This is a genomic window from Pseudomonas sp. GW821-FHT05D12, assembly GCF_059419825.1.
In genome coordinates this window covers 33316-56160 of sequence record NZ_JBWKSN010000013.1, presented here as the reverse complement: position 1 = coordinate 56160, position 22845 = coordinate 33316, and the positions used below count along the sequence as shown (strand labels likewise).

At 64.1% G+C, this 22845-nt stretch carries 20 protein-coding genes and 1 pseudogene; 5 read left to right on the top strand and 16 right to left on the bottom strand.

Going from position 1 to position 22845, the window contains the following annotated elements; genetic code table 11:
- Positions 1–27: 27 nt before the first annotated feature.
- The 10 genes from AC07SI_RS23100 to pedF form a co-directional block, all read right to left on the bottom strand.
- Positions 28–1176 carry an HlyD family secretion protein gene (locus AC07SI_RS23100; RefSeq protein ID WP_106803333.1) on the bottom strand — a complete coding sequence of 383 codons (1149 nt, stop codon included), beginning with the start codon at positions 1174–1176 and terminating at the stop codon, positions 28–30.
- On the bottom strand, positions 1173–2819 hold the full coding sequence (locus AC07SI_RS23095) for an MFS transporter (RefSeq protein WP_065903904.1): 1647 nt from the start codon (positions 2817–2819) through the stop codon (positions 1173–1175). The genes AC07SI_RS23100 and AC07SI_RS23095 overlap by 4 nt, the downstream gene beginning before the upstream one ends.
- Before the next feature lie 147 nt (positions 2820–2966).
- Positions 2967–4445 carry a DASS family sodium-coupled anion symporter gene (locus AC07SI_RS23090; RefSeq protein WP_262134174.1) on the bottom strand — a complete coding sequence of 493 codons (1479 nt, stop codon included), beginning with the start codon at positions 4443–4445 and terminating at the stop codon, positions 2967–2969.
- A gap of 86 nt (positions 4446–4531) precedes the next feature.
- Complete coding sequence (locus AC07SI_RS23085; RefSeq protein ID WP_065903909.1) at positions 4532–5902, bottom strand: ATP-binding response regulator; 1371 nt, start codon at positions 5900–5902, stop codon at positions 4532–4534.
- Complete coding sequence (ercA, locus tag AC07SI_RS23080; RefSeq protein WP_213551159.1) at positions 5886–7049, bottom strand: alcohol dehydrogenase-like regulatory protein ErcA; 1164 nt, start codon at positions 7047–7049, stop codon at positions 5886–5888. Before ercA ends, AC07SI_RS23085 begins: the two co-directional genes overlap by 17 nt.
- Positions 7050–7153: 104 nt before the next feature.
- Positions 7154–7225, bottom strand: a complete 72-nt coding sequence (pqqA, locus tag AC07SI_RS23075; RefSeq protein WP_106805631.1) for a pyrroloquinoline quinone precursor peptide PqqA — start codon at positions 7223–7225, stop codon at positions 7154–7156.
- 179 nt (positions 7226–7404) lie between these two features.
- Complete coding sequence (gene exaC / locus AC07SI_RS23070; protein WP_495006570.1) at positions 7405–8925, bottom strand: acetaldehyde dehydrogenase ExaC; 1521 nt, start codon at positions 8923–8925, stop codon at positions 7405–7407.
- A 29-nt stretch (positions 8926–8954) separates the two neighbouring features.
- Positions 8955–9881, bottom strand: a complete 927-nt coding sequence (locus AC07SI_RS23065) for a quinoprotein relay system zinc metallohydrolase 1 (protein WP_495006633.1) — start codon at positions 9879–9881, stop codon at positions 8955–8957.
- 2 nt (positions 9882–9883) lie between these two features.
- Positions 9884–10627, bottom strand: coding sequence for a quinoprotein dehydrogenase-associated SoxYZ-like carrier (locus AC07SI_RS23060; protein ID WP_495006569.1), 744 nt, complete (start codon positions 10625–10627; stop codon positions 9884–9886).
- 3 nt (positions 10628–10630) lie between these two features.
- A complete protein-coding gene (gene pedF, locus AC07SI_RS23055) occupies positions 10631–11092 on the bottom strand; it encodes a cytochrome c-550 PedF (protein ID WP_065903930.1) in 462 nt (153 codons plus the stop codon).
- A 254-nt stretch (positions 11093–11346) separates the two neighbouring features.
- Between pedF and exaA the strand changes: the two genes are divergently transcribed.
- Together exaA and AC07SI_RS23045 are read left to right on the top strand one after the other, a co-directional pair.
- The gene (exaA, locus tag AC07SI_RS23050; protein ID WP_495006568.1) at positions 11347–13239 is read left to right on the top strand and encodes a quinoprotein ethanol dehydrogenase; all 1893 of its coding nucleotides are present in this window, start codon (positions 11347–11349) and stop codon (positions 13237–13239) included.
- A gap of 143 nt (positions 13240–13382) precedes the next feature.
- A complete protein-coding gene (locus tag AC07SI_RS23045) occupies positions 13383–14030 on the top strand; it encodes a pentapeptide repeat-containing protein (RefSeq protein ID WP_065903937.1) in 648 nt (215 codons plus the stop codon).
- A 130-nt stretch (positions 14031–14160) separates the two neighbouring features.
- Here the strand turns inward: AC07SI_RS23045 and AC07SI_RS23040 are convergent, their stop codons facing one another.
- Positions 14161–14787 carry a response regulator gene (locus AC07SI_RS23040; protein WP_065903938.1) on the bottom strand — a complete coding sequence of 209 codons (627 nt, stop codon included), beginning with the start codon at positions 14785–14787 and terminating at the stop codon, positions 14161–14163.
- A 153-nt stretch (positions 14788–14940) separates the two neighbouring features.
- Here AC07SI_RS23040 and AC07SI_RS23035 point away from each other — a divergent pair, with 153 nt between their 5' ends.
- Both AC07SI_RS23035 and AC07SI_RS23030 read left to right on the top strand, forming a co-directional pair.
- Positions 14941–15480, top strand: coding sequence for a PQQ-dependent catabolism-associated CXXCW motif protein (locus AC07SI_RS23035; protein ID WP_495006567.1), 540 nt, complete (start codon positions 14941–14943; stop codon positions 15478–15480).
- A gap of 27 nt (positions 15481–15507) precedes the next feature.
- Positions 15508–16173, top strand: coding sequence for a response regulator transcription factor (locus AC07SI_RS23030; protein ID WP_065903944.1), 666 nt, complete (start codon positions 15508–15510; stop codon positions 16171–16173).
- A gap of 20 nt (positions 16174–16193) precedes the next feature.
- On the opposite strand, the pseudogene AC07SI_RS23025 reads toward AC07SI_RS23030, so the two are convergent.
- The 5 genes and pseudogenes from AC07SI_RS23025 to AC07SI_RS23005 all read right to left on the bottom strand — a co-directional run.
- A pseudogene (locus AC07SI_RS23025) lies at positions 16194–17825 on the bottom strand (PAS domain-containing hybrid sensor histidine kinase/response regulator); the annotation flags it as partial.
- Between the two features lie 262 nt (positions 17826–18087).
- Positions 18088–19233: a nitric oxide-sensing protein NosP gene (gene nosP, locus AC07SI_RS23020; RefSeq protein WP_065903949.1), complete on the bottom strand. Its 1146-nt coding sequence runs from the start codon at positions 19231–19233 to the stop codon at positions 18088–18090.
- A 120-nt stretch (positions 19234–19353) separates the two neighbouring features.
- Positions 19354–20160 carry a sulfite exporter TauE/SafE family protein gene (locus tag AC07SI_RS23015; RefSeq protein WP_120449063.1) on the bottom strand — a complete coding sequence of 269 codons (807 nt, stop codon included), beginning with the start codon at positions 20158–20160 and terminating at the stop codon, positions 19354–19356.
- A complete protein-coding gene (locus tag AC07SI_RS23010) occupies positions 20161–21405 on the bottom strand; it encodes an NAD(P)/FAD-dependent oxidoreductase (RefSeq protein WP_495006566.1) in 1245 nt (414 codons plus the stop codon). It abuts the gene before it with no gap.
- 50 nt (positions 21406–21455) lie between these two features.
- A complete protein-coding gene (locus AC07SI_RS23005) occupies positions 21456–21791 on the bottom strand; it encodes an ArsR/SmtB family transcription factor (RefSeq protein WP_053256978.1) in 336 nt (111 codons plus the stop codon).
- Between the two features lie 94 nt (positions 21792–21885).
- On the opposite strand from AC07SI_RS23005, the gene AC07SI_RS23000 reads away from it, so the two are divergent.
- The gene (locus AC07SI_RS23000; protein WP_213551146.1) at positions 21886–22749 is read left to right on the top strand and encodes an MBL fold metallo-hydrolase; all 864 of its coding nucleotides are present in this window, start codon (positions 21886–21888) and stop codon (positions 22747–22749) included.
- Positions 22750–22845 lie beyond the last annotated feature (96 nt).

Here is a 22845-nt window from a genome sequence, read left to right as displayed (position 1 = left end):
CCGGCTCCTACAGGGTGGCTGGGGTGGTCAGGGCGGGCTGTTTTTCAGGCGCCCTGCCGTGTCGATACTCACCACCACCGACAACCCCGGCCGCAGCCGCTCGCTCTCGGCCTGATCCGGGTCCACGGTAATCCGCACCGGCACACGCTGGGCGATCTTCACGAAGTTGCCGGTGGCGTTGTCCGCCTGCAACAGGCTGAACTCCGAGCCGGTCGCCGGGGAAATATGCTGCACCGTGCCGCGAAACTTGCGGTGGTTGAGCGCATCCACGGTGAAGGTCACCGGCTGGCCGACCTGCACATTGTCCATCTGGGTTTCTTTCATATTGGCGATCACCCACAACTGGTGGGGCACCAGCGCCATCAACTGCGCGCCGGAATTGACGAAGGCGCCAAGGCGCACGCCAATCTGCCCCAGCTGGCCGTCACGCGGCGCGGTGATGCGGGTGTTGGACAAATCAATCCGCGCCAGCTCCACGGCCGCCTCGGCACTGGCCACCGCCGCCTCCAGGGAGCCGCGATTGACGATCACCGTCTGCAGGTCCTGCCGCGCGATCTCCAGGCTGGCCTGGGCCTGGGCCACGGCGGCGATGGTCTGCGCATTCGCGGCACGGGTCACGTCCAGCTCGCGCTTGGATACCGAACCGTCGCTGATCAGTTCTTCATTGCGGCGCAGGTCGGCGGTGCTCTTGCGCGCCTGGGCCTGGCTGTCCACCAAGGCGGCCTGGCGCAGCTTGATGGTCGCTTCGGCACTGTTGCGTTGCTGCACCACATTGGCCAGCGATGCCTTCTGCACCGCCAGTTGCGCCAGCGCCTGGTCGAGGCGCTGCTTGTAGATGCGGTCATCGAGGCGCACCAGCAGGTCGCCGGCCTTGACGTACTGGAAGTCCTGCACCGGCACTTCGAACACATACCCGCTGAGTTGCGGGCCGATAATCGTTACCTGGCCGCGCACCAGGGCGTTCTCGGTGGTTTCCACGGCGCTGCTGAACGGCGGCAATTGCCAAGCATACAACACGATCAGCACGCCGATGATGGCAATCGCGGCGAAGCCCAGCGACGAGATGATGCGCACCCGCAGCGAGCGCGGTTCGGTCACGCTCGCGCCGGGCGGCGCGGTGCCTTCCGGGGTGGAGGCAATGGCATTGGTGGTCGTGGTGGTGGTCGTTTCGGTCATGAAGTGGCGCCGCTGGGTTGAACGGGAGGGGCTGCTGCCTTGGTGGTGCTCATCAGCCACAGACTGCGGATAAAGATCCAGATCATGGTGAGGATAGCGATGATCGCGATCAGCATGAACACATCGTTGTAAGCCATCACATTCGCCTCACGCGTGGCCGCCGTGGCCAGGCTGCGAATGCCCATGAGGTTGCGCAATTCCGGGTCGGCGATCACCCCGCCGTAGGCCGAGCCACCGCTCTGCACCCGCGCGGCCACACGCGGGTCGAGCAGGGTCAGGTGCTCGACGATCATGCTCGAGTGAAATTTCTCGCGCACGATCTGGAAGGTGCCGAGCAACGCTGCGCCAATCAGGCCGCCGAGGTTCTGGCAGATCCCGAACATCACCGAGAAACTCACCAGGTTGCGCGGGTTGGTCAGCACGTTGCGGGTGCCCAGCACCATGGTCGGGCCCAGGAAGAACGTGCCGCCAAAGCCTAGCAGGAACTGGCTGATGTACATGTTCTGCGGCCGGGTCAGGTTGCTGGAAAAACTGTCCATCACCGACCCCACGGCCATCAGCGCCAGCGAGATGATCAGCGGCATCAGCAGGTGCGCCGGGTTGATCGTCAGAGCACTGACCACCAGCCCGGCAATCGCCCCGGCCAGCATCACCACGTACAGGGTGTGCATCTGCTCGTAGCTCATGTTCAACATCTGCATGAACCCCACGGCGCCGGTGGACTGCTCCGACAGCACCATGCGAATCAACACCACGGCGAGCGCCAGGCGGATCATCACCCCACTGCCGAGCCAACGGGTCATCAGCAACGGGTTGGCGCGGTTATGCTCGATCGCCAGGCCGGCCATGATCAGCACCAGCGAACAGGCCGAGGCGACGCCGATCCACGGTGCTTCCAGCCACCAGTCGATGCGCCCCAGCGACAACACGGCGCAGAGCAAGGCGACCCCGGTGGCGAGGATGCCGAAGGTCAGGAAGTCGAGTTTTTCAAAGGTCTTGAAGCGGTCGCCAGGCGGCAACTTGAGCAGGAACACGCACCCCAGGCAGATCAGGGCCATGCCCAGTTCGAACAGGTACAGGCCACGCCACTCGGCGATTTGCAGCAAATCCTCGGAGAACAGCCGCGCCAACGGCAGCGCCAATTGCGCGGTGCCCAACCCCAGCACCAGGGCTTTCATCCGCCATTTGGCCGGGAACGCCTGGATCATGTAGTACAACCCCAGCGAACTGAGCGCCGCGCCGACCATCCCGTGGGCCGCCCGCACCGCGATGGCCGAGCTGAGGTCGTTGACGAACAAATGGCCGAAGGTCACCAGCGCATACAGCACCAGGAACACTTCGGTGAACGCGCGCAGGCCGAACTGCTGGCGAAACTTCACCAGCAGCAGGTTCATGCACACGTTGGTCATCACATAGGCGGCGGGCAGCCAGGCCATTTCCGCCGTTGTCGCGCCCAGGGCGCCTTGCAGGTATTGCAGGTTGGCGATGACCAGCGCATTGCCGAGCCCGCCGGTAATCGCCACCAGCACGCCGACCAGCGCAAACAGCCAGCGTTTGTGCGTGGGGTGCAGCGGCGTCGACGGCGAGCCAGGCAGGCTCGGTCGCTCGTGGGGCTGCCAGGTGTGGGGGGTGTATTTGTCCATTCGGTGACCTAGATGACCCGGCGGGAGACGCCGGTAAAACCATTACTCAGGGAGTAGTAAACCTGAGCGGAGTTCATCTTGCCATCTCGAGGGTGCAATTGATCCCAGCAGCGCGCCCGCCAGACAAATGCCGGCGCAGATTCCAGCTCAGATCCAGCCTAGCCAACTCCAGTACGTGGCGGCGAAGATCAGCATGAGGCCATAGCCGAGCAACGTCACCAGAATCCCCACCTTGGCAAACTGGCGCGCCGTGAACGTGCCGGTCCCCAGGCAAACCATGTTCTGCGGCGCATTGATCGGCAGGATAAACCCGTAGCTCATCACAAACCCGAGCAGCATGGTCATCCCCAGGCGGCTGAACTCACCCGGCAAGGTCTGCAACACCGCGATCAGGATCGGCAACAACGCCGAGGTCAAGGCCGTGGCACTGGCAAAGCCCAGGTGGATCACAATCAGGAAGGCCCCGAGGATGGCAAATACGCCCAGCGGCCCGAGCTGATCCAACCCGGTGTGCGTCACCACCTGCGCGCCCAGCCACTGCCCGGCCTGGGTGGTCAGCAGCGCCGTACCGAGGCTGATGCCGACGCCAAACACAATCACCGTGCCCCACGGAATACGCGACTGCACGTCCTTCCAGGTCATCACGCCCAGCCCCGGCAGCAGCAGGAACACCAGGCCTGCATAGGTGGTCGAGGTGGTGTCGAAACTGTGCAACCGGCCCTCGGTGGCCCACGCCAGCAACAGCAGCACCGAGACACTCAACAGGCGCTTCTGCGGCCCGGTCATCGGCCCGATGTCCACCAGCGACTGTGCCACGGCCTCCTGGCCGCCGGGAATGCTGTCGGTTTCCGGCGGCAGCAACTTGAGCACCAAAAACAGCAGCACCGCCGACATGATCACCGCCCACGGCGCGCCGGCGATCAGCCAGTCGAGCCACGACACACGCTGGCCGAGCATCTTGTCCATGAAGCCGACCGTCAGCAGGTTCTGTGCCGCGGCGGTCTGGATGCCGACGTTCCAGATGCTGGTGCCCTGCGCGACCACGATCATGATCCCGGCGGCAATGTTCGAGCGCTTGTCGACGCCGAAGGCGGCGATCACGCCCATCATGATCGGCACCACGCAGGCACTGCGCGCGGTGGCGCTGGGCACCACCAGGCTGAGCAAAATGGTCACCGCAATCGCGCCCAACAGGATGCGCCGGGTACTGGTGCCGATGCGGCTGAGGGTGACCAGCGCGATACGCCGATCCAGGCCGGTGTGGGTCATCGCTGCGGCAATGAACAGCGCCCCCGCCACCAGCGCCAGCGCCGGGTTGGAGAAGCCGGTCAGCGCCATGCTGATCGCCGGGCTGGAGCCGATCAGGTGCGCAGGGTCCTGCAGCGACGGCGCGGTGCCGAGCAAAAACGCCATCAGCGAAGTGATCATGATCGCGCTGGCTTCATAGGACACTGCCTCGGTGATCCACACCACCACGGCAAAGGCGAGGATCGCCAGCATCCGGTGCCCGGCCACCGGCAAGTCCGCCGGCAGCGGCAACAGCAGCACGCCGACCATCACCAGCACGGCGACCACCAGGCCCAGGGGCAACTTGAAGGATGCAGCGGTTGTTGCGGGGGCGTTCATGCGGTACTCCGTAGGCCTTCCATTCAGGCCGGGAGCATGGCGCATAAGGCCGCAGGGTGTGTTGACGGGTATCAACGCGCCGGGCGTCAGGCCAGCAATTGGCTCAATACCGCGCGCAACTTGCCGGGCTTGACCGGTTTATTCAGCAGCGGCGCTTCCAGGCGGCGCAGCGCGCGGCGGCACTGGTCGGTGCGATCGGCGGTGATGATCACCGCCGGGATCTTCTGCTCGAAGTGCTCACGCAGATGCTTGACCACTGCACAGCCGACCACCCCATGGTCAAGGTGATAGTCGGCCAGGATCAACTCCGGCGCCCTGCCCTGCAGCGCCAGCAAAGCGCCCGCCTGATCAGTGGCGGTGACCACCTCGCAGCCCCACTGGCCGAGTAGCGCACGCATGCTTTCGAGGATGCTCACTTCGTTGTCGATCACCAGCAAGCGCCGTCCCGGCAGCGGGTTACCAGTGGTAGGCGCGACGGGCAGTTGGCTGATCGCCAGTGGCATTTCGTCGCTCAGCGGCACCTCGATACTGAACATCGAACCGCGCCCCGGCCAGGACCGCACCGCCACCGGGTAGCCAAGAATATCGGCGATACGCTCGACAATCGCCAGGCCCAGCCCTACGCCCTTGCGGTCCGATGCGCGACCGACGTCGAGCTGGTTGAATTCCAGAAAGATCGAACCCAACCGATCCGCCGCAATCCCGCGCCCGGTGTCCCACACCTCCAGGCGCAGGCGATCACCGCGCCGGCGCGCGCCAAGGAGGATGCAGCCCTCATCGGTATAGCGGCAGGCATTGCTGAGGAAGTTGCGCAAAATCCGCGTCAACAGCCGCAAGTCGGTACGGATCGCATACCCGCCGGTACGCGCGCGCAGGTTGAGGCCGGCTGCCTGGGCCACCGACTGGAACTCCGAGACCAGCGGCGCAAACAATTCATCCAGGCGATACAGCGCCACGTCCGGCTTGACCGCCGCCTGGTCGAGCCGCGAGATATCCAGCAGGTCGGTGAGCAAGTCCTCGGCGCCCTCCAGGGCCTGGTGGGTACGTTCCACCAGTACCTGCTCGACGCTCGGCAAGTTGCGCTCGCGCAAGGTCGAGATCAGCAGCCGCGCGGCGTTCAGCGGTTGCAGCAGGTCATGGCTGGCGGCGGCGAGGTATTTGTCCTTGCTGCGATTGGCGGCCTGGGCGGCGTCACGGGCGTCGCGCAGGTCCTGTTCGATCTGCTCGCGCTGGGCGATCTGCTGTTGCAGGTTGAGGTTGGCCTCCAGCAGCTCGTCGGTGCGCGCGGCGACCCGCTGCTCCAGTTCGTCGTTGAGGCGGATGTAGCGATTGCGCTCGGCCTCCAGCTCGTCGAGCCGCGCGGTGAGTTCCGGGTAATGGCTCTTGCGCGCCGACTGGTCACCCAGCCCCAGCAGCCCGGCCAGGGCGCGCTGTTGCGCGTCAGAGAGCTTCGCCATAGACGACCTCGACATCACGCTGGCTGGACTCGCGCGGGTTGGTGAGGATGCACGGGTCATGCATCGCATGCTGGGACAGAAACGGGATGTCGGCCACGCGCACGCCGTGCAGGCCGAGCGTCTCGTTGAAACCGATCGCGTGCTTGAGCGCAATCAGGTGCTCTACCAGCCGCGCGCAGATCTGCCGATGGTTGAGGCCACGGCAGTCGATGCCGAAGGTCTCGGCAATCACCTTGAACCGCTCCGGCGCCGAGCTGTAGTTGAACGCAACGACGTGCTCCACCAATACCGCGTTGCACAGGCCATGGGGCAAGTCGAGGAAGCCGCCCAGGCTGTGGGACATGGCGTGCACCGCCCCGAGGATCGCATTCGAAAACGCCAGCCCGGCCTGCATGCTGCCGAGCATGATTTTCTCGCGCAGGGCAATGTCGCCGGGGTTGGCGATCATCTGCACCAGGTTGCCGTTGATCAGGCGCATGGCCTCGAGCGCATGGGGGTCGGTAAGCGGGCCATGCCCGGTGGAGACGAACGCCTCGATGGCATGCACCAGCGCGTCGATGCCGGTACAGGCGGACAGGAACGGGTCCATGCTCGCGGTGGTTTCCGGGTCGATCAGCGACACGTCCGGCACCACCGCCTTGCTGACGATGGAGAACTTCATGCGTTCCTGTTGGTTGGAGATGATCACGAACTGCGACACGTCCGCCGAGGTGCCGGCCGTGGTGGGAATGAGGATCAAGGGCGGGCTGGGCACGCGAATGGTGTCCACGCCTTCGAACTCGAGGATGCTGCGCCCATGGGCGACCACAATGCCGATGGCCTTGCCGCAGTCCATCGGGCTGCCGCCGCCGATGGCCACGATCACGTCGCAATGATTTTCGCGGTACACCTCGGCACCGAGCATCACTTCTTCGACGCGCGGGTTGGGCGATACGGCGGTGTACAGGCAGTAGTCGATACCGAGGGCTTGCAGGCTGGCTTCGACATCGGCGACCCAGCCGGCGGCAATCACGCCGGGGTCGCTGACCACCAGCACCTTGCGCGCGCCGAAGGTCTTGGCGTAATTGCCGACGTTATGCCGGCAGCCGGCGCCGAAGATGATTTCAGGCGAGACGAATTTACGCAGGAGGCTCAGGTTTGGGCTCATTGTTAAGCCTGTTTCTTATTATTTTGGAAGATGCGCTCCACACTAACCGATCCGGCCGCGAAAGCAATCAGACCAAAGAGGCATCTTCCCTGCAGCACGCCAGATCAGCGGCTGGCGAAGTACATCGTCACTTCGAAGCCGATACGCAGGTCGGTGAAAGCGGGTTTGATCCACATGGGGAGCGTCCTCTTGTTGTGCCGGAAGATTCCGGTGAATCCATTAATGCACGCAGGATCGGCGAGGCGAATGCTACTTTCGAAGCAACCCTCACCCTGCATTAGTCGCGGAGGTACAACGATCGAATGGTAGGAGCCGGCTTGCCGGCTCCACCAGGTGCTTGCCCTTCAGGTCAGGGTCAGAAGAAACCCAGCGGGTTGATGTCGTAGCTCACCAGCAGGTTCTTGGTCTGCTGATAGTGGTCCAGCATCATCTTGTGGTTCTCACGCCCCACACCCGACTTCTTGTAGCCACCGAACGCCGCGTGCGCCGGGTACAGGTGATAGCAGTTGGTCCACACCCGACCCGCCTTGATCGCCCGGCCCATGCGGTAGGCCCGGTTGATGTCGCGGGTCCACAGCCCGGCGCCCAGGCCGAACTCACTGTCATTGGCAATCGCGAGTGCCTCGGCCTCGTCCTTGAAGGTGGTCACGCCCACCACCGGGCCGAAGATTTCTTCCTGGAACACGCGCATCTTGTTGTGGCCCTTGAGCAGGGTCGGCTGGATGTAATAGCCGCTGGACAAATCCCCCTCCAAGCGCTCGGCCGCGCCGCCGGTCAGCAGCACCGCACCCTCCTCCTGGGCGATTTTCAGGTAGGAGAGGATCTTGTCGAATTGCTGCTCGGACGCCTGCGCGCCGACCATGGTCTCGGTGTCCAGCGGGTTGCCACGCTTGATCTTGACGATCTTCTTCATCACCTCAGCCATGAACGCTTCGTAGATCGACTCCTGCACCAGCGCCCGCGACGGGCAGGTGCACACTTCGCCCTGGTTGAAGAACGCCAGCACCAGGCCCTCGGCGGCCTTTTCGATGAATTGCGGCTCGGCCTGCATGATGTCTTCGAAGAAAATATTCGGCGACTTGCCGCCCAGCTCCACGGTGGACGGAATGATGTTCTCGGCGGCGGCATGCATGATGTGCGCGCCCACCGGAGTCGAGCCGGTAAAGGCGATCTTGGCGATGCGCTTGCTGGTGGCCAGTGCCTCGCCCGCCTCGCGGCCAAAGCCCTGGACGATGTTCAGCACGCCCGGCGGCAGCAGGTCGCCGACCAGCTCGGCAAACACCATGATCGACAGGGGCGTCTGCTCGGCCGGCTTGAGCACGATGCAGTTGCCGGCAGCCAGCGCCGGGGCGAGTTTCCACGCGGCCATCAGCAGCGGGAAGTTCCACGGGATGATCTGCCCGACCACGCCCAGCGGCTCGTGGAAGTGATAAGCGGCGGTCAGCTCGTTGATCTCGGCGGCACCGCCTTCCTGGGCGCGGATGCAGCCGGCGAAATAGCGAAAATGGTCGGCGGCCAGCGGCACATCGGCGTTGAGGGTTTCGCGCACGGCCTTGCCGTTGTCCCAGGTTTCGGTCACGGCCAGCACTTCGAGGTGCTGCTCGATGCGGTCGGCGATCTTCAGCAGCACCAGGGCACGGTCCTGGGCCGAGGTCTTGCCCCAGGCGTCGGCGGCGGCATGCGCAGCGTCGAGGGCCTTGTCGATATCGGCGGCGGTCGAGCGCGGGAATTCGGCGATCGCCTCACCGGTGACCGGTGAAGTGTTGGTGAAATACTCGCCATTGACCGGCGCGACGAACTCACCGCCGATGTAGTTGCCATAGCGCGGCTTGAAGCTGACGACGGCGCCGTGGGTGCCAGGTTGTGCGTAGATCATGGTGAGGCCTCTGTCTGTTGTGGGTATTGTCAGGGGTTGATGCGTTGCATCTGCGTGCGTTCGTATTGCGGGTACAGATGGGTCACGCTGCGGATCAATTCGTAGCGGCTGAGGTTGATCGCCGCGAAACGTGCAGGGATCGGGCTGCGGATCAGTTCCAGCATGTCACTGCCACGTGCGGCGGCGTCGCGCAGCAATTGATCGAGCCAGGTGAGGTAGTCGCGCATCTGCTCCAGCGGTTTGGCGTCGGTCGCCATAGGGCCGTGGCCAGGCACGATCAGGGTCCAGGGCAAGCCTTGCAGCGTGGCGATATCGCTCAGCCACACGGCCAGGCCCGGTGAGTGCGGGGTGGTGAGCGCACGCTGGTAGAACACCAGGTCACCGGCGAACAACACCCCCGTCTTCCGGTCGAGGATCGCCAGGTCCGCGCCGGTATGACCGCGTAGCTGCAGCAGTTGCAGGTCGTGACTGCCGAAGGTCTTCACACCCGGCTGCAGGGTTTCACCGGGCAGCACCACTTCGGTGCCGCGCATCCAGTCACCGACCAGGCGATAGAGGTTCTCGGCCAGGCTGTCGCCCTGTTCATGCAGCAATGCGGTGGTGCCGGCGAGTGCGCCAATCGGCACGTCCTTGAACGCCTGGTTGCCCAGGGCATGGTCGGGGTGGTGGTGAGTCAACAGCACCTGGATCACCGGTTTGTCGGTGACCCGGGCGATGGCCTGGCGCAACGCTTCGCCGTAGCGCCGGGACGGCCCAGTGTCGATCACCACCACGCCGGGCTCGGTGACGATAAACCCGACATTGACGATGTTGCCGCCATTGTCCTTGGCGAAATTGTCGGTGCTGCCTTCGAGCAACCAGGTGTGGTCGGCGATCAGCCGCGGCTTGAGGGCGTAATCCAGCTCGGCCAGCACCGGCAGGCTGAACAGGATCAGCCACAAGAGCGTCCAGCGCAGGGTCATGGGATGGCCGCCTCGAACTGGCTGCCGCTGGTGTCGCGCAGGGTCAGGCGCGTGGGGCCGCTCGCCTGGATATCAAAGGCCAGGCTGGGGTTTTCGCTGACCGCGGGAAACAGCTCCAGTGTCGCCAATAACTGACCGTCGGCGCCGCGGAGTTCGGCCGTGTTGATAAAGAATTCGGGAATGCCGCTGACCATGCCGTTATCCATCGGGTGGGCGACTTGCAACTTGACGCGGCTGAATTCGGCGCGCGGGTAGCGTCCGCCGAACACTTCGCCGCGGTGCTCTTCCCAACCCGCCTGGGTGCGCACCACGCTGGGTGCGGTGCAGCCGCCGCCGGCTGCATCGATCAGGGTCGAGCCGACATGCCAGAGGCCGTCCCTGGTCAGCACCGCCGCGCGCAACGGCGTGGCCTGTTCGATGCGAATCCGGATCGACAGCCACGGCAGCACACCCTCGCGGGGCTGGAAGTCGACGATTTTCGGCAAGGGGTTCAACTCGGCCCAGGCGAGGATTTTCACCACCTCGCCCTTGAACGCGCGGGCGTCGATTTCCAGCGGCACCTGGCGCGCATCTTCGGCGAACGGCGGGGCCAGCAGCTTGACGCGCGCGTCGAACACGAAGGGCGCATTGTCGAGAAAACGCTGGTGGTAGTAATCCCACATCACCGACGGCACCGGGTCCACGGGCGCGCCCCAGGCCAGCATCGGCAACCAGCAGATCCACACCCCGCGCAGGCGCATGCCCTACTCCTCGACGTGCACGCTGTCGAGGTAAGTGCGCACCGCCCACAGGGCTTCCTGGCTCAGGTAGTCGGCCATTTTCGGCATGTAGACCCGCCCATCACGCACCGCACCGTGGCGCACCCGTTCGACAAACCATTCATCGCCGGCGTCGCCCACATCGAGCATGCGCAGGTCGGGTGCGATCCCGCCGGACTTGGCTTCCAGGCCATGGCAGGCGGCGCAGTTCTGGTTATAGGCCGAGGCACCGACTTCCACCGCCTTGTCGTGCTCGGGCGAGGTGCGATAGGGGTTGGTCGCGGCCCAGCCATCGGCGTCCAGCGGCACGCCGGCGTCCTTGATCGGGGTCAGGCCCTTGGTTTCCACGGCGGTCGGTGTGACGTTGCCGTGGGCCATGACGGCACCGGCACCGAGTACCCCGGCAAACAGGCAGGCGGTCATCCAGGCGTTGCGTTTTGTTGTCATTATTTTTTCCCTCAGGAGTGCACGCAAAACCTCTTGGCAGAGGCTATGGCAACCATCTTAGGAAGCGCTCGGCGACACCCGTATGCTGCTTTGGTGGTCGGGGTCTCATCCGTTGGTAGCAGGCCTTGTGGGGCACTGCTAAATCAGAGGCGGTTCGGGAAATTGTCCCGGCAACACCGGGACTTTTTCCGTATTCGCACGCCCATGGACGTCGCACCCTGTGCAGGCCAAAACCTCCACTGGGAACTGCAACCATGACAATAAGATCGCTACCCGCCCTCTCACCCTTGAGCCTTGCCCTGCAAGCCTTTCTGCTGGTGGGCAGCCTGTCCCTCAGTGCTGCCAGCCATGCCGCTGCCGAACCTGCGAAGCAGACGCGCAACGTCACCTGGGAAGATATCGCCAACGACCACCTGACCACAAAGGACGTGCTGCAATACGGCATGGGCACCAACGCCCAGCGCTGGAGCCCGCTGGCCCAGGTCAATGACAAGAACGTGTTCAAGCTCACGCCTGCCTGGTCCTACTCGTTCGGCGACGAGAAACAGCGCGGCCAGGAATCCCAGGCCATCGTCAGCGACGGCGTGGTCTACGTGACCGGTTCCTACTCCCGCGTGTTCGCCCTTGACGCGAAGACCGGCAAACGCCTGTGGACCTACAACCACCGCCTGCCCGACAACATTCGCCCGTGCTGTGACGTGGTCAACCGTGGCGCGGCGATCTTCGGCGACAAGATCTACTTCGGCACCCTCGATGCGCGCCTGATCGCCCTCGACAAGAACACCGGCAAAGTGGTGTGGAACAAGAAATTCGGCGATCACGCCGCCGGCTACACCATGACCGGCGCCCCGGTGCTGATCAAGGACAAGGTCAGCGGCAAGGTGCTGCTGATCCACGGCAGCTCCGGCGATGAGTTCGGCGTGGTCGGCCAGCTGTATGCGCGCGACCCGGACACCGGCGAAGAAGTGTGGATGCGCCCGTTCGTGGAAGGCCACATGGGCCGCCTGAACGGCAAGGACAGCACCCCGACCGGCGACGTCAAGGCACCGTCGTGGCCGGATGACCCGACCACCGAAACCGGCAAGGTCGAGGCCTGGAGCCACGGCGGCGGCGCACCTTGGCAGAGCGCGAGCTTCGATGCCGAGACCAACACCGTCATCGTCGGCGCCGGCAACCCGGGCCCGTGGAACACCTGGGCGCGAACCTCCAAGGACGGCAACCCACACGATTTCGACAGCCTCTACACCTCCGGCCAGGTCGGCGTCGACCCGAGCACCGGCGAAGTGAAGTGGTTCTACCAGCACACCCCGAACGATGCCTGGGACTTCTCCGGCAACAACGAACTGGTGCTGTTCGACTACAAGGACAAGGACGGCAAAGTCACCAAGGCTACCGGCCACGCCGACCGCAACGGCTTTTTCTATGTGGTCGACCGCACCAACGGCAAACTGCAGAACGCTTTCCCGTTCGTCGACAACATCACCTGGGCCAGCCATATCGACCTGAAGACCGGGCGTCCGGTGGAAAACGAAGGCCAGCGTCCGGCCAAACCGCTGCCGGGTGAAACCAAGGGCAAGCCGGTGGAAGTCTCGCCGCCGTTCCTGGGCGGCAAAAACTGGAACCCCATGGCCTACAGCCAGGACACCGGACTGTTCTACATCCCGGGCAACCAGTGGAAAGAGGAATACTGGACCGAAGAGGTCAACTACAAGAAAGGCTCGGCGTACCTGGGCATGGGTTTTCGCATCAAGCGCATGTATGACGACCACGTCGGCACGTTGCGCGCGATGAACCCGACCACCGGCAAAGTCGTGTGGGAACACAAGGAACATCTGCCACTGTGGGCCGGCGTACTGGCAACCAAGGGCAACCTGGTGTTCACCGGCACCGGCGACGGCTTCTTCAAGGCCTTCGATGCGAAAACCGGCAAGGAGCTGTGGAAGTTCCAGACCGGCAGCGGCATCGTCTCGCCGCCGATCACCTGGGAACAGGATGGCGAGCAGTACATCGGCGTCACCGTCGGCTATGGCGGCGCGGTGCCGTTGTGGGGCGGCGACATGGCCGAGCTGACCAAGCCGGTGGCACAAGGGGGTTCGTTCTGGGTGTTCAAGATCCCGAGCTGGGACCTGAAAACCGCCCAGAAGTAACCCCTCCGAGAATGCGGGGTCGCCTTTTGTGGCGAGCGGGCATGCCCCGCGCTGGGCTGCGAAGCGGCCCCGGCATTCTTCCTGTCGCATCGGCTGCTGCGCAGTCGGTGCGACAGGTACCCCGCCACCTTCGAGGTCTCGTCATGAAATACCTGCCCTTGTTACTCCTGCTGTCCCTGCCCCTGGCCCACGCCGACGATGGCGACGACGCGCCCCTGGTGATCAACGGCTGCACCATCGCCGAACACAGCCAGTGCCCTGGCGCCAATCTCAAGGGCGCCAACCTGAGCAATCAGAACCTTAGCAAGATGAACCTGGCCGGCGCTGACTTGCGCGAGGCCGATCTGCGCCACGCCAACCTCGACCTGGCCAACCTGGAAAAAGCCCAGCTGCAAGGCGCCAACCTGACCCGCGCGAGCCTGCAGCAGAGCAACCTGCGCCTGGCCAATTTCACCGACGCGACGTTGATGGCGATCCAGGGCTGGGGCCTCTTCGCCCAGGGGGCGCAATTCGAGAATGCCAACCTCAGTGCGGCCTACCTGCAATTTGCGCGGCTGTCCGGAGCCAAGCTGCACAAGGCCAACCTGCGCGCGGCGGACCTGGAAATGACCTGGCTGAGCAAGGCCGACCTGCAAGGGGCGGACCTGCGCGATGCAAATCTGCAGGAAGCCAAGTTCGGTGAAAGCAATCTGGAAAACGCCACCCTGACCGGTGCGCGCCAGCATTACGGGAATTTCCAGGACGCGAACATGGAAGGCTGCAAGGACTGCCCCACTACCTGGGATCGCTAGCACGCCGTGGATCAACATGTGGGAGCGGGCTTGCTCGCGAAAGCGCCGGGTCAGTCAGCACACCTGATACTGACACAGCGTATTCGCGAGCAAACCCACTCCCACAGGGTCCGCGTGCATCAGGTAGAGATCAGCCCGCCACTCGCACTACGCCCATATCGATGCCCAGGTGGACCAGTTCGGCATGGGAACTCACCTGCAATTTACTCTTGAGCAAGGTCAGGTGGTTGGACACGGTCTTGCTGCTGATACTCAGCTGGGCCGCGATCGAGCGTGCCGGGGTGCCTTTGGCGAGCATCAGGAAAATCTCCAGCTCGCGCTGGGTCATGCCTTGCAGGCGACGGTCGGTGGGGTGATAGGCCAGTTGCGTGGCCAGGTCCTGTTCGATGTAGGTGTGGCCGTCGAGGATGCGCTGCACCGCCTCAAGCATCACCGCCGGCGAGGCGTTTTTGGTCAGGTAACCGGCGGCGCCGGCGTCCAGGGCCTGGCGCACCACCGGCAGTTCCGCATGCTGGCTGAAGAACAATACGCGCAACTGCGGCAGGCGCTGGCGCAGGCGGCGAGTGGTTTCCAGGCCGCTGATCCCCGGCAGGCCGAAGCCGATGATCACCAGCGCGGGCACCGCCTCGTGCACCCGCGCCAGGGCCTCCTCGCCGCTCGCCGCTTCACGGACCACCACGCCCGGCAGCCCGTGGCGCAGCAGGCCGGCATACCCCAGGCGGACCACGGCGTGATCATCGACCAGCAGGATGTTCATAGTGCCTCCAATGGCAGCGTATCTTCCCCATGCTAGAACCCCGGGGTCTGCCGCGACCTACTACTTTGGTACTGGTTTTGCTGTCTATCGTCGCATTCCCAAGGCAGCGCGACTCACGTGTAATGGGCGCATAACGATAAGGATTGCCTTGCCATGCTGCCCGCTCGACTGCCCCTCGTGGCACTGCTGTGCCTGTTCGTCGGCTACACCTGCGCCGACACCTCGCTGTTTTCCGCCGAAGGCTACCGTCTCAGCCTGTACCGCAGCCCTACGCCCGACCAACTGCCAGGCGCGACGATTGTCGACACCCAGGCCCTGCAAACCCTGCTGCGCCAGACGCCCGCGCCGGTGCTGGTCGATGTGTACCGCCGCCAGTGGCTGCAAGGCCGCTTCATCGAGGACCAGCCGCATGCCAACGTGCCCGGCAGCCACTGGCTGGCCAATACCGGCGACGGCGACCTCACGCCGGAATGGCAGGGTTATTTCGTGCGGCACCTGTACAAATACACCCACGGCGACCTGAGCCGGCCGCTGGTGTTCTACTGCCGCGCCGATTGCTGGCTGAGTTGGAACGCGGTAAAACGAGCCGCCAACCTGGGCTATACCTCTGTGTATTGGTACCGCGATGGCTTGGACGCATGGGAAGCGGCGAATCTGCCAGTGACGGCTGCAGCACCCGAACCCTTTGAATAAAAATCCACAACAAGAAGGTGAACGGCCATGTACAAAATTCTGATTGCCGACGATCACCCGCTGTTTCGCGAGGCGATCCATAACGTCATCAGCGACGGGTTCCCCGGCAGCGACGTGATGGAAACCGCCGACCTGGACAGTGCCCTCGCCCTGACCCAGGAACACGACGACCTCGACCTGATCCTGCTCGACCTGAACATGCCCGGCATGCACGGCCTCAATGGCCTGATCAACCTGCGCAACGAATCGCCGACCATCCCGGTGGTGATTGTCTCCGCCGAGCAGGACAAGCAGATCGTGCTGCAGGCCATCACCTATGGCGCCGTGGGGTTTATCACCAAGTCTTCGCCGCGCCTGCAGATGACCGAGGCGATCCAGCAGATTCTCAACGGCAATGTGTACCTGCCGCCGGACATCATTCGCACCCAGAAGCCCGGCACGCACCGGCGCCTCAACGAAAACCCCGGCTTCGCCCCCGAGCTGCTGCAAGCCCTGACCCGCAAGCAGCTGCTGGTGCTGGAGCGCATGACCAAGGGCGAGTCGAACAAGCAGATCGCCTACACCCTGGAGATTGCCGAGACCACGGTGAAGGCTCACGTGTCGGCGATCCTGCGCAAATTGAATGTGCATAACCGGGTGCAGGCGATCCTCAGTGCCGGCGACATTGATTTCGGCTCCTACCTGCGCCGTTGATCCTGCCCAACTCCCCACGCCTACAGGGAGACGTGTTGGCCGAGCAAGTGACTCATCGCCGTCTTGAGCTTCATCGGCCGCACCGGCTTGTGCATCAGCGTGTGCCCCAGCTCGCGGATCTGCAGCTTTAACTCATTGCTGTAGTTGGCGGTGATCATCATCGCCGGGATCGCACGACCGCGCCGGGCGTTGATGCGGGCGACGGCGTCCACGCCGTTCTGGTCGTGGTCGAGGTGGTAGTCGGCGATCAGCAGGTCCGCCTCGGCATGGTAGTTGTCGACTTGCCGCGCCAGGTCCTGCTCTGACAGCGCCGTCACCACGCAACAGCCCCAGCCTTCGAGCAAGGTGCGCATTCCCGCGCAGATCGCCGCATCGTTATCCAGCACCCACACCCGCGCGCCCTGCAGGCGCTCCAGCAGCGGCTCGCTCATGCACGGCATCGGCAAGGACCTGGGCGCGGTGGTGCTCAACGGCACCTCCACCGAAAACATCGAGCCCTGGCCCGGCCAGGACCTGACGCTGATACGATGGCCAAGTATCCCGGCGATTTTCTCCACGATCGCCAGCCCCAGGCCCAAGCCGCGATCCTGGTCCGGGCGCTGCACATCACCGCGCTTGAACTCCTGGAAAATCTCCTCCAGCCGCTCCTCGGCAATGCCCATGCCGCTGTCCCACACCTGGATCAACACGCGCTGGTGCTGGCGTCGGCAGCCCAGCACCACGCGGCCCTTGTAGGTGTAGCGAATCGCGTTGCTGAGCAGGTTGCGCAGGATCCGCGCGAGCAGCTGAATGTCACTGTGCACCAGTGCCGAGCAACCGACAAAATGCAACTGCAGGCCTTCGCTGCGGGCCAGCTCGGTGTACTCCGCCGCCAGGTTATCGAGCAATTCACTCAGGGCGAACGGGGCGATATCGGCCTTGATCACCCCGGCATCCAGCTTGGAAATATCCACCAGGGTGCCCAACAGGTTTTCCACGTCTTCCAGGGAATTGCTCACGTTGCGCACCAGGGTTTCGCTGGGGCGTTCCAGTAATGCACTGGTAAACAGCCGCGCCGCGTTCAGCGGTTGCAGGAGGTCGTGGCTGACGGCAGCGAGGAATTTGGTTTTCGACAGGTTGGCCTGCTCGGCCTCGCGCTTGGCCTCGCGCAGGCGTGCTTCCATGCGCCGGCGCTCGTCGATTTCCTTCAACAACTGGCCGTTGAGCGAGGTCAGTTCCGAGGTGCGTTGGGCCACGCGTTGCTCCAGGTGCTGATAGGCCTGGTGCAGGGCTTCGGCGGTGCGCCGGCGTTCGGTGATGTCGCGAATCAGCACGAAAATCCCCACCACTTCACCGCTGGCGAGCATGTTCGGCACATAGGAGCGCAGCATGTAGCGCTCCTGGTTATTGATGTTGGTCTCGGCGAACTCAAAGGTCACGCTCTCCCCGGCCAGGGCGCGGGCGACGTAGGCATCCAGGCGCTGGCAATGCTGCTCGCTGTGGACTTCGCGCAGGCTCTGGCCAAGCATCATCCCGCGCGGCCAGCAGTACCATTCTTCATAGACTTTATTGGTGAACTCGTAGACCAGGTCGGCATTCAGGTAGCCGATCAGGGCCGGCACGTTGTCGGTGATCAGGCGAATCCAGCGCTCGCTGGCCTGGGCCTGCTGCGCCGCTATCTGTTCGCCGCGCAGGGCTTCGGCACGCAGCCGGGCGTTGATCAGCAGGTGGTTGCTGGCCTTGAGTTCGGCCATCGCCTGGTTCAGCGCGTCGGTGCGTTCGCGGACTTGCTCGGCCAGCACCACTGAATGCTGAAAGGTGGTGTAGGGGTTGTTGCCCTGGGTCATGCCGGACTCGATGCGCTCGATCAGCGCCGCATTGATCCGCGCCAGCTTGTGGTTGTCCTGTTGCAGCCGGGCGACCTCGGCGAGCAGCTCAGCGCCGGCCACGGGCAATGGCGACCCCGGTGAAGGTCTGGTTGATGTGCATGCCATTGAACTGTTCTCCGTAGGTGTTGAACCCCATCACCCGCTGGTCACGCAGCAAGCCACCGATCTGCTCCAGGGTGCCGGTGTCTTCCAGCTCCAGGCGGCGCAGGAAGCAGTCGCAGCCGATGGTCAGCAGCAGGTCGCCGAGCCGCGCGTGCAGGCCATCGAACAGGCCTTGCAGGTTCGGCAGGATCGGCCCGGGCTTCATCACGGTGAGGACGATGCCGTTTTCCACCGCGCAGTAGAAACTCAGGCTCAGGTCGGCGTGCACTTGCTGGATCGCGCGCACGTAGTACTGGTCGTGGATGCGCACCGCGAGTGGGTGGGCGGCGAAGAGCCGGTGGTCGAGGTCGGCCACGGCCACGCCGATGTGCCGCGCGTACTCCTCGGCGGCGGGTTCGGCATTGAGCTCGAACACCCGGCGTGACGGGCTGTCGGCGCCGGTCACCACCAGCTTCTCGGTGCGCGGCAGGATGTGGTGGGTGGTGAAGACCTCGAAGTCCAGCCAGGTGTTGACCAGCACCACCACCGCCGCGCCGCTGTGGAAGGCGCCGTTGAAGTACACGTGGGTGTCGGTGAGGAAGTTGTCATCGCCGGCCGAACCGCCGAAGTGCGGGATGTCGCCGAGCGCCGCGCTGAGGGCGGCGAGCACCATTTCTTCACGGCTGGACAGGCCATCGAGCAAGGTCAGGGCGAAGGTATTGCCTTTGATCGGCGCCAGGGTATTGCTGCGACAGCCGCCGACCAGCCGCTCGACCATGTCCTGGGCGTTGATCAGGCTGAAGTGTTCAACCTGGTCAATGAGTTCGGTGGCAATGGAGAAGTGCGCGTGATTGAACCCCACCGCCGTGATGCAATTGCGGCCATAACCTTGGGGCGTGATCTCACCGGCACTGGTGCAACCCACCACACGCACACTGCCAAAGCACTGCTGCAGGGCCTGGCCGAGTGCCTGGAGGTCGTAGGAAGCGGAACAGAAAAACAGCACGAATCCCAGATACGGATGCAGCAGTTGCCGCGCCAACTCCTCGGCCGCCTGCCCGGCATCGGCGGCCTGGGACATGGCACTGACTACGCCTTCACTGTTGTGCATCGCTGGTTCCCCCTCTGAAGCATGAGTGTACGAAGGCCCGGGGGTGGGACCTATGCTACTTGGGTACTGGGTGGGGGGATGCGATGGGATGAATTGTCGTGGCGTCGCAGGCGTTTCACATCAGACCGCCGCCTTGACCAACATGCCGGCCGCCACCAGCACGCACAGGCTGGCAAACCCGACCTGCAGGGTCCGCGCGGGGATCACCGAGCACAGGCGCCGGCCGATCAACATGCCGACAATGCTCGCGGCGATGAACACCCAGCCCATCGACTCGATGCGCACACCGGCGTGGAACGCGCCGACCACGCCGATCAGCGAGATCAGGCTGATCACCATCAGCGAAGTGGCGACGATGCCGCGCATCTGCACATCGGTGAGTTGCTTGAACGCCGGCACGATCAGGAAGCCACCGCCGACCCCGAGCAGTCCGGACACGGCGCCCGTGACCGCACCGAGTGCAGCGAGTGTCGCGCTGCACTTGGCGGTCCAGGCCAGGCGCCCGGTCTGCTGGTCGAGCATGCAGTTCTTCTGGCCCCAGGACGCGGCGCCATGGTCACTCGGCCCGGCTTCGACTTTCTCGCGCTGCAACATGCGCCAGGCCACCAGCACCATCAGCGCGCTGAACAGGCCCATCAGCAGGGCTTCCGGCATCTGGTGGGCAAGGAACACCCCCAGCGGCGAGAACAGCGCGCCGAGCAAGGCGATCAACAGCGCGGCACGGTACCGCACCAGGCCATGGCGCAGGCCGTCAATCGCGCCCACCGCCGCCGCTGCACCCACCGCCAGCAAGGACACGGGCGCGGCCTGGGTCATGCTCAGGCCCAACCCGAGCACCAACGCCGGCACGCCAAGGATGCCGCCGCCCGCGCCGGTCAAGCCCATGACCAGGCCCATCAAGATGCCTAAAACACTCGCCAGCAGCATTCAGTCCACCTTGCTCAAGCGGGTCAGCCACTCGCGCCCCTTGAGCATGCCGTTCCAGTAGAACCACGGCAGCAACGTCGCCTTGAGAAACCACATCGAACGCCGCGCGCGGGTCGGGTCGAGGGGAAAGGTCGGCAACAGTTTGCCGCCATAACCGAACTCGGCCAGCACCACCTTGCCCTTCTCCACCGTCAGCGGGCAGGAGCCGTAGCCGTCGTATTTGAGCGGCAATGGCGCCTGTTTGCGCAGGGCCAGCAGGTTTTCGGCGACCACCACGATTTGCTTGCGCACCGCGGCAGCGGTCTTGGCGTTGGTGGTGCCGCACACATCGCCCAACCCGAAGATGTGCGGGTAGCGCAGGTGTTGCAGGCTATGGGGGTTCACTTCGCACCAACCGGCGGCGTCGGCCAGCGCGCTCTGGTGGATAAACTCCGGTGCGACCTGGGGCGGCACCACGTGCAGCAGGTCGAAGGATTTCTCGACCACGGTGACGTTGCCCTCGGCGTCCTTCACGTCGAACCAGGCCTTGCGGGCCGGGCCGTCGACTTTCACCAGGTTGGCATTGAATGCCAGGCGGGCGTTGTACTTCTCCACGTATTTCATCAGCGGCGGCACGAAGGTCGCGACCCCAAACAGCGCCGCGCCAGCGAGGTTGAATTCGACGTCGATATTGCTCAGATGGCCTTGCTTGAGCCAATGGTCGCAGGACAGGTACAGGGCCTTCTGCGGTGCGCCCGCGCATTTGATCGGCATCGCCGGCTGGGTAAAGATCGCCTTGCCGCCCTTCAATTGCTGCACCAACTGCCAGGTGTAGGCGGCGTACTGATAGCTGTAGTTGGAAGTCACGCCATTGCGGCCCAGCGTGTCCTGCAGCCCCTCGATCTTCTCCCAGGCCAGGCGCAGGCCGGGGCAGACGATGAGGTTTTGCCAGGTCACGCGCTGGCCGTTGTCGAGTATCAGGGTGTGTTCGTCGGGCAACAGCTCGGTGACCGCAGCCTGCACCCAGGTCACTCCATTGGGCAGCACATCGGCCAGCGGGCGGCGGGTCTTTTCCAGGTCATAGGCACCGCCGCCCACCAACGTCCAGGCCGGCTGGTAGCAGTGGTGGTCGCTGGGTTCGATCAGGGTGATGTTCAGGTGCGGGTCGCGCTTGAGCAGGCTGGCCAGCAGGCCGATGCCCGCCGAACCGCCGCCGATGACTACGATATCGCCACTGATGGTAGGGCCCCAGTGTTGGTCATTCATGGTCGATCGCCTTTCTTATACATGCACACAAGGGTCGCTGCCGGATGGCGTCACGCCCAGCTTTTCATGACCGCGCCGCAGTACAGCCCGGACAAGGTCTTCATCACTTGGATCACTTCGTGGCTGGCCAGCCCGTAGAAGATGTATTTGCCTTCCCGACGGGTGGCGACCAACCCTTCATCGCGCAAGATGCCCAACTGTTGTGACAGCGTCGGTTGGCGCACGCCGGTCATGGTTTCCAGCTCGCCGACGTTGCGCTCGCCCTGGGTCAGCTGGCAGAGGATCAACAAACGGTCTTCGTTGGCCAGCGCCTTGAGCAAGGAACAGGCCTTGGACGCCGATGCGCGCAACTGGGCGACTTCGCCCTCACTCAGAGTAGATTCCATTTGCCTCGGGTCCTTTCTGTCACTTAAGCTCAAAACATTATGTGTAAATGTAAACTGATTGTAACCACTTTTTTCTTCACCAGGGACCGCCGCCATGCCAGCGTTGATTCAAGCCTTTCTGGACGAGGCATCGTCGACCTACACCTACGTCGTGTATGAAACCGACGGTGGCCCCTGCGCCATCGTTGACTCGGTGCTCAACTACGACCCGGCTTCGGGGCGCACCGACACGGCCCAGGCCGACAAGGTCATCGCCTTCGTCCGCGAGCACGACCTGCACGTGCAATGGCTGCTGGAAACCCACGCGCATGCCGATCACCTGTCTGCGGCGCCCTACCTGCGCCGCCTCCTGGGCGGCAAGATTGCCATCGGCGCGTCCATCAGCAAGGTGCAGGGCGTCTTCAAGCACCTGTTCAACCTGGAGCCGGAGTTTCGCGTGGACGGCTCGCAGTTCGACCACCTGTTTGCGCCGGACGAGGTGTTTCATATCGGCAACCTCAAGGCCCAGGCGCTGCACGTGCCGGGGCATACGCCGGCGGACATGGCTTACCTGATCGACGACCGGTTGATCCTGGTGGGCGACACGTTGTTCATGCCGGACGTGGGCACGGCGCGCTGCGACTTCCCCGGCGGCGATGCGCGGCAGTTGTATGCGTCGATGCGCAAGCTCTTGGCGTTTCCCCCGCAGACCCAGCTGTATGTGTGCCATGACTATCCGCCCGAGGGCCGCGAGGCCAAGTGCCTGACGACCGTGGCCGAGCAGCGCGCGGGCAATATTCATGTGCATGACGGGGTCGATGAGAATGCGTTTGTCGAGATGCGCACCACGCGCGATGCCGGGCTGGGGATGCCGACATTGCTGCTGCCGGCGATCCAGGTGAACGTGCGCGCGGGCAATCTGCCGCCGGCTGAGGAGAATGGCGTGACGTACCTGAAGATCCCCCTCAACCAACTGTAAAAACGTCGATCCCGTGTGGGAGCTGGCTTGCCTGCGCTGGCGGTGTATCAGGTGCAGATAAGCTGGCTGGCCCAGCGCTTTCGCAGGCAAGCCAGC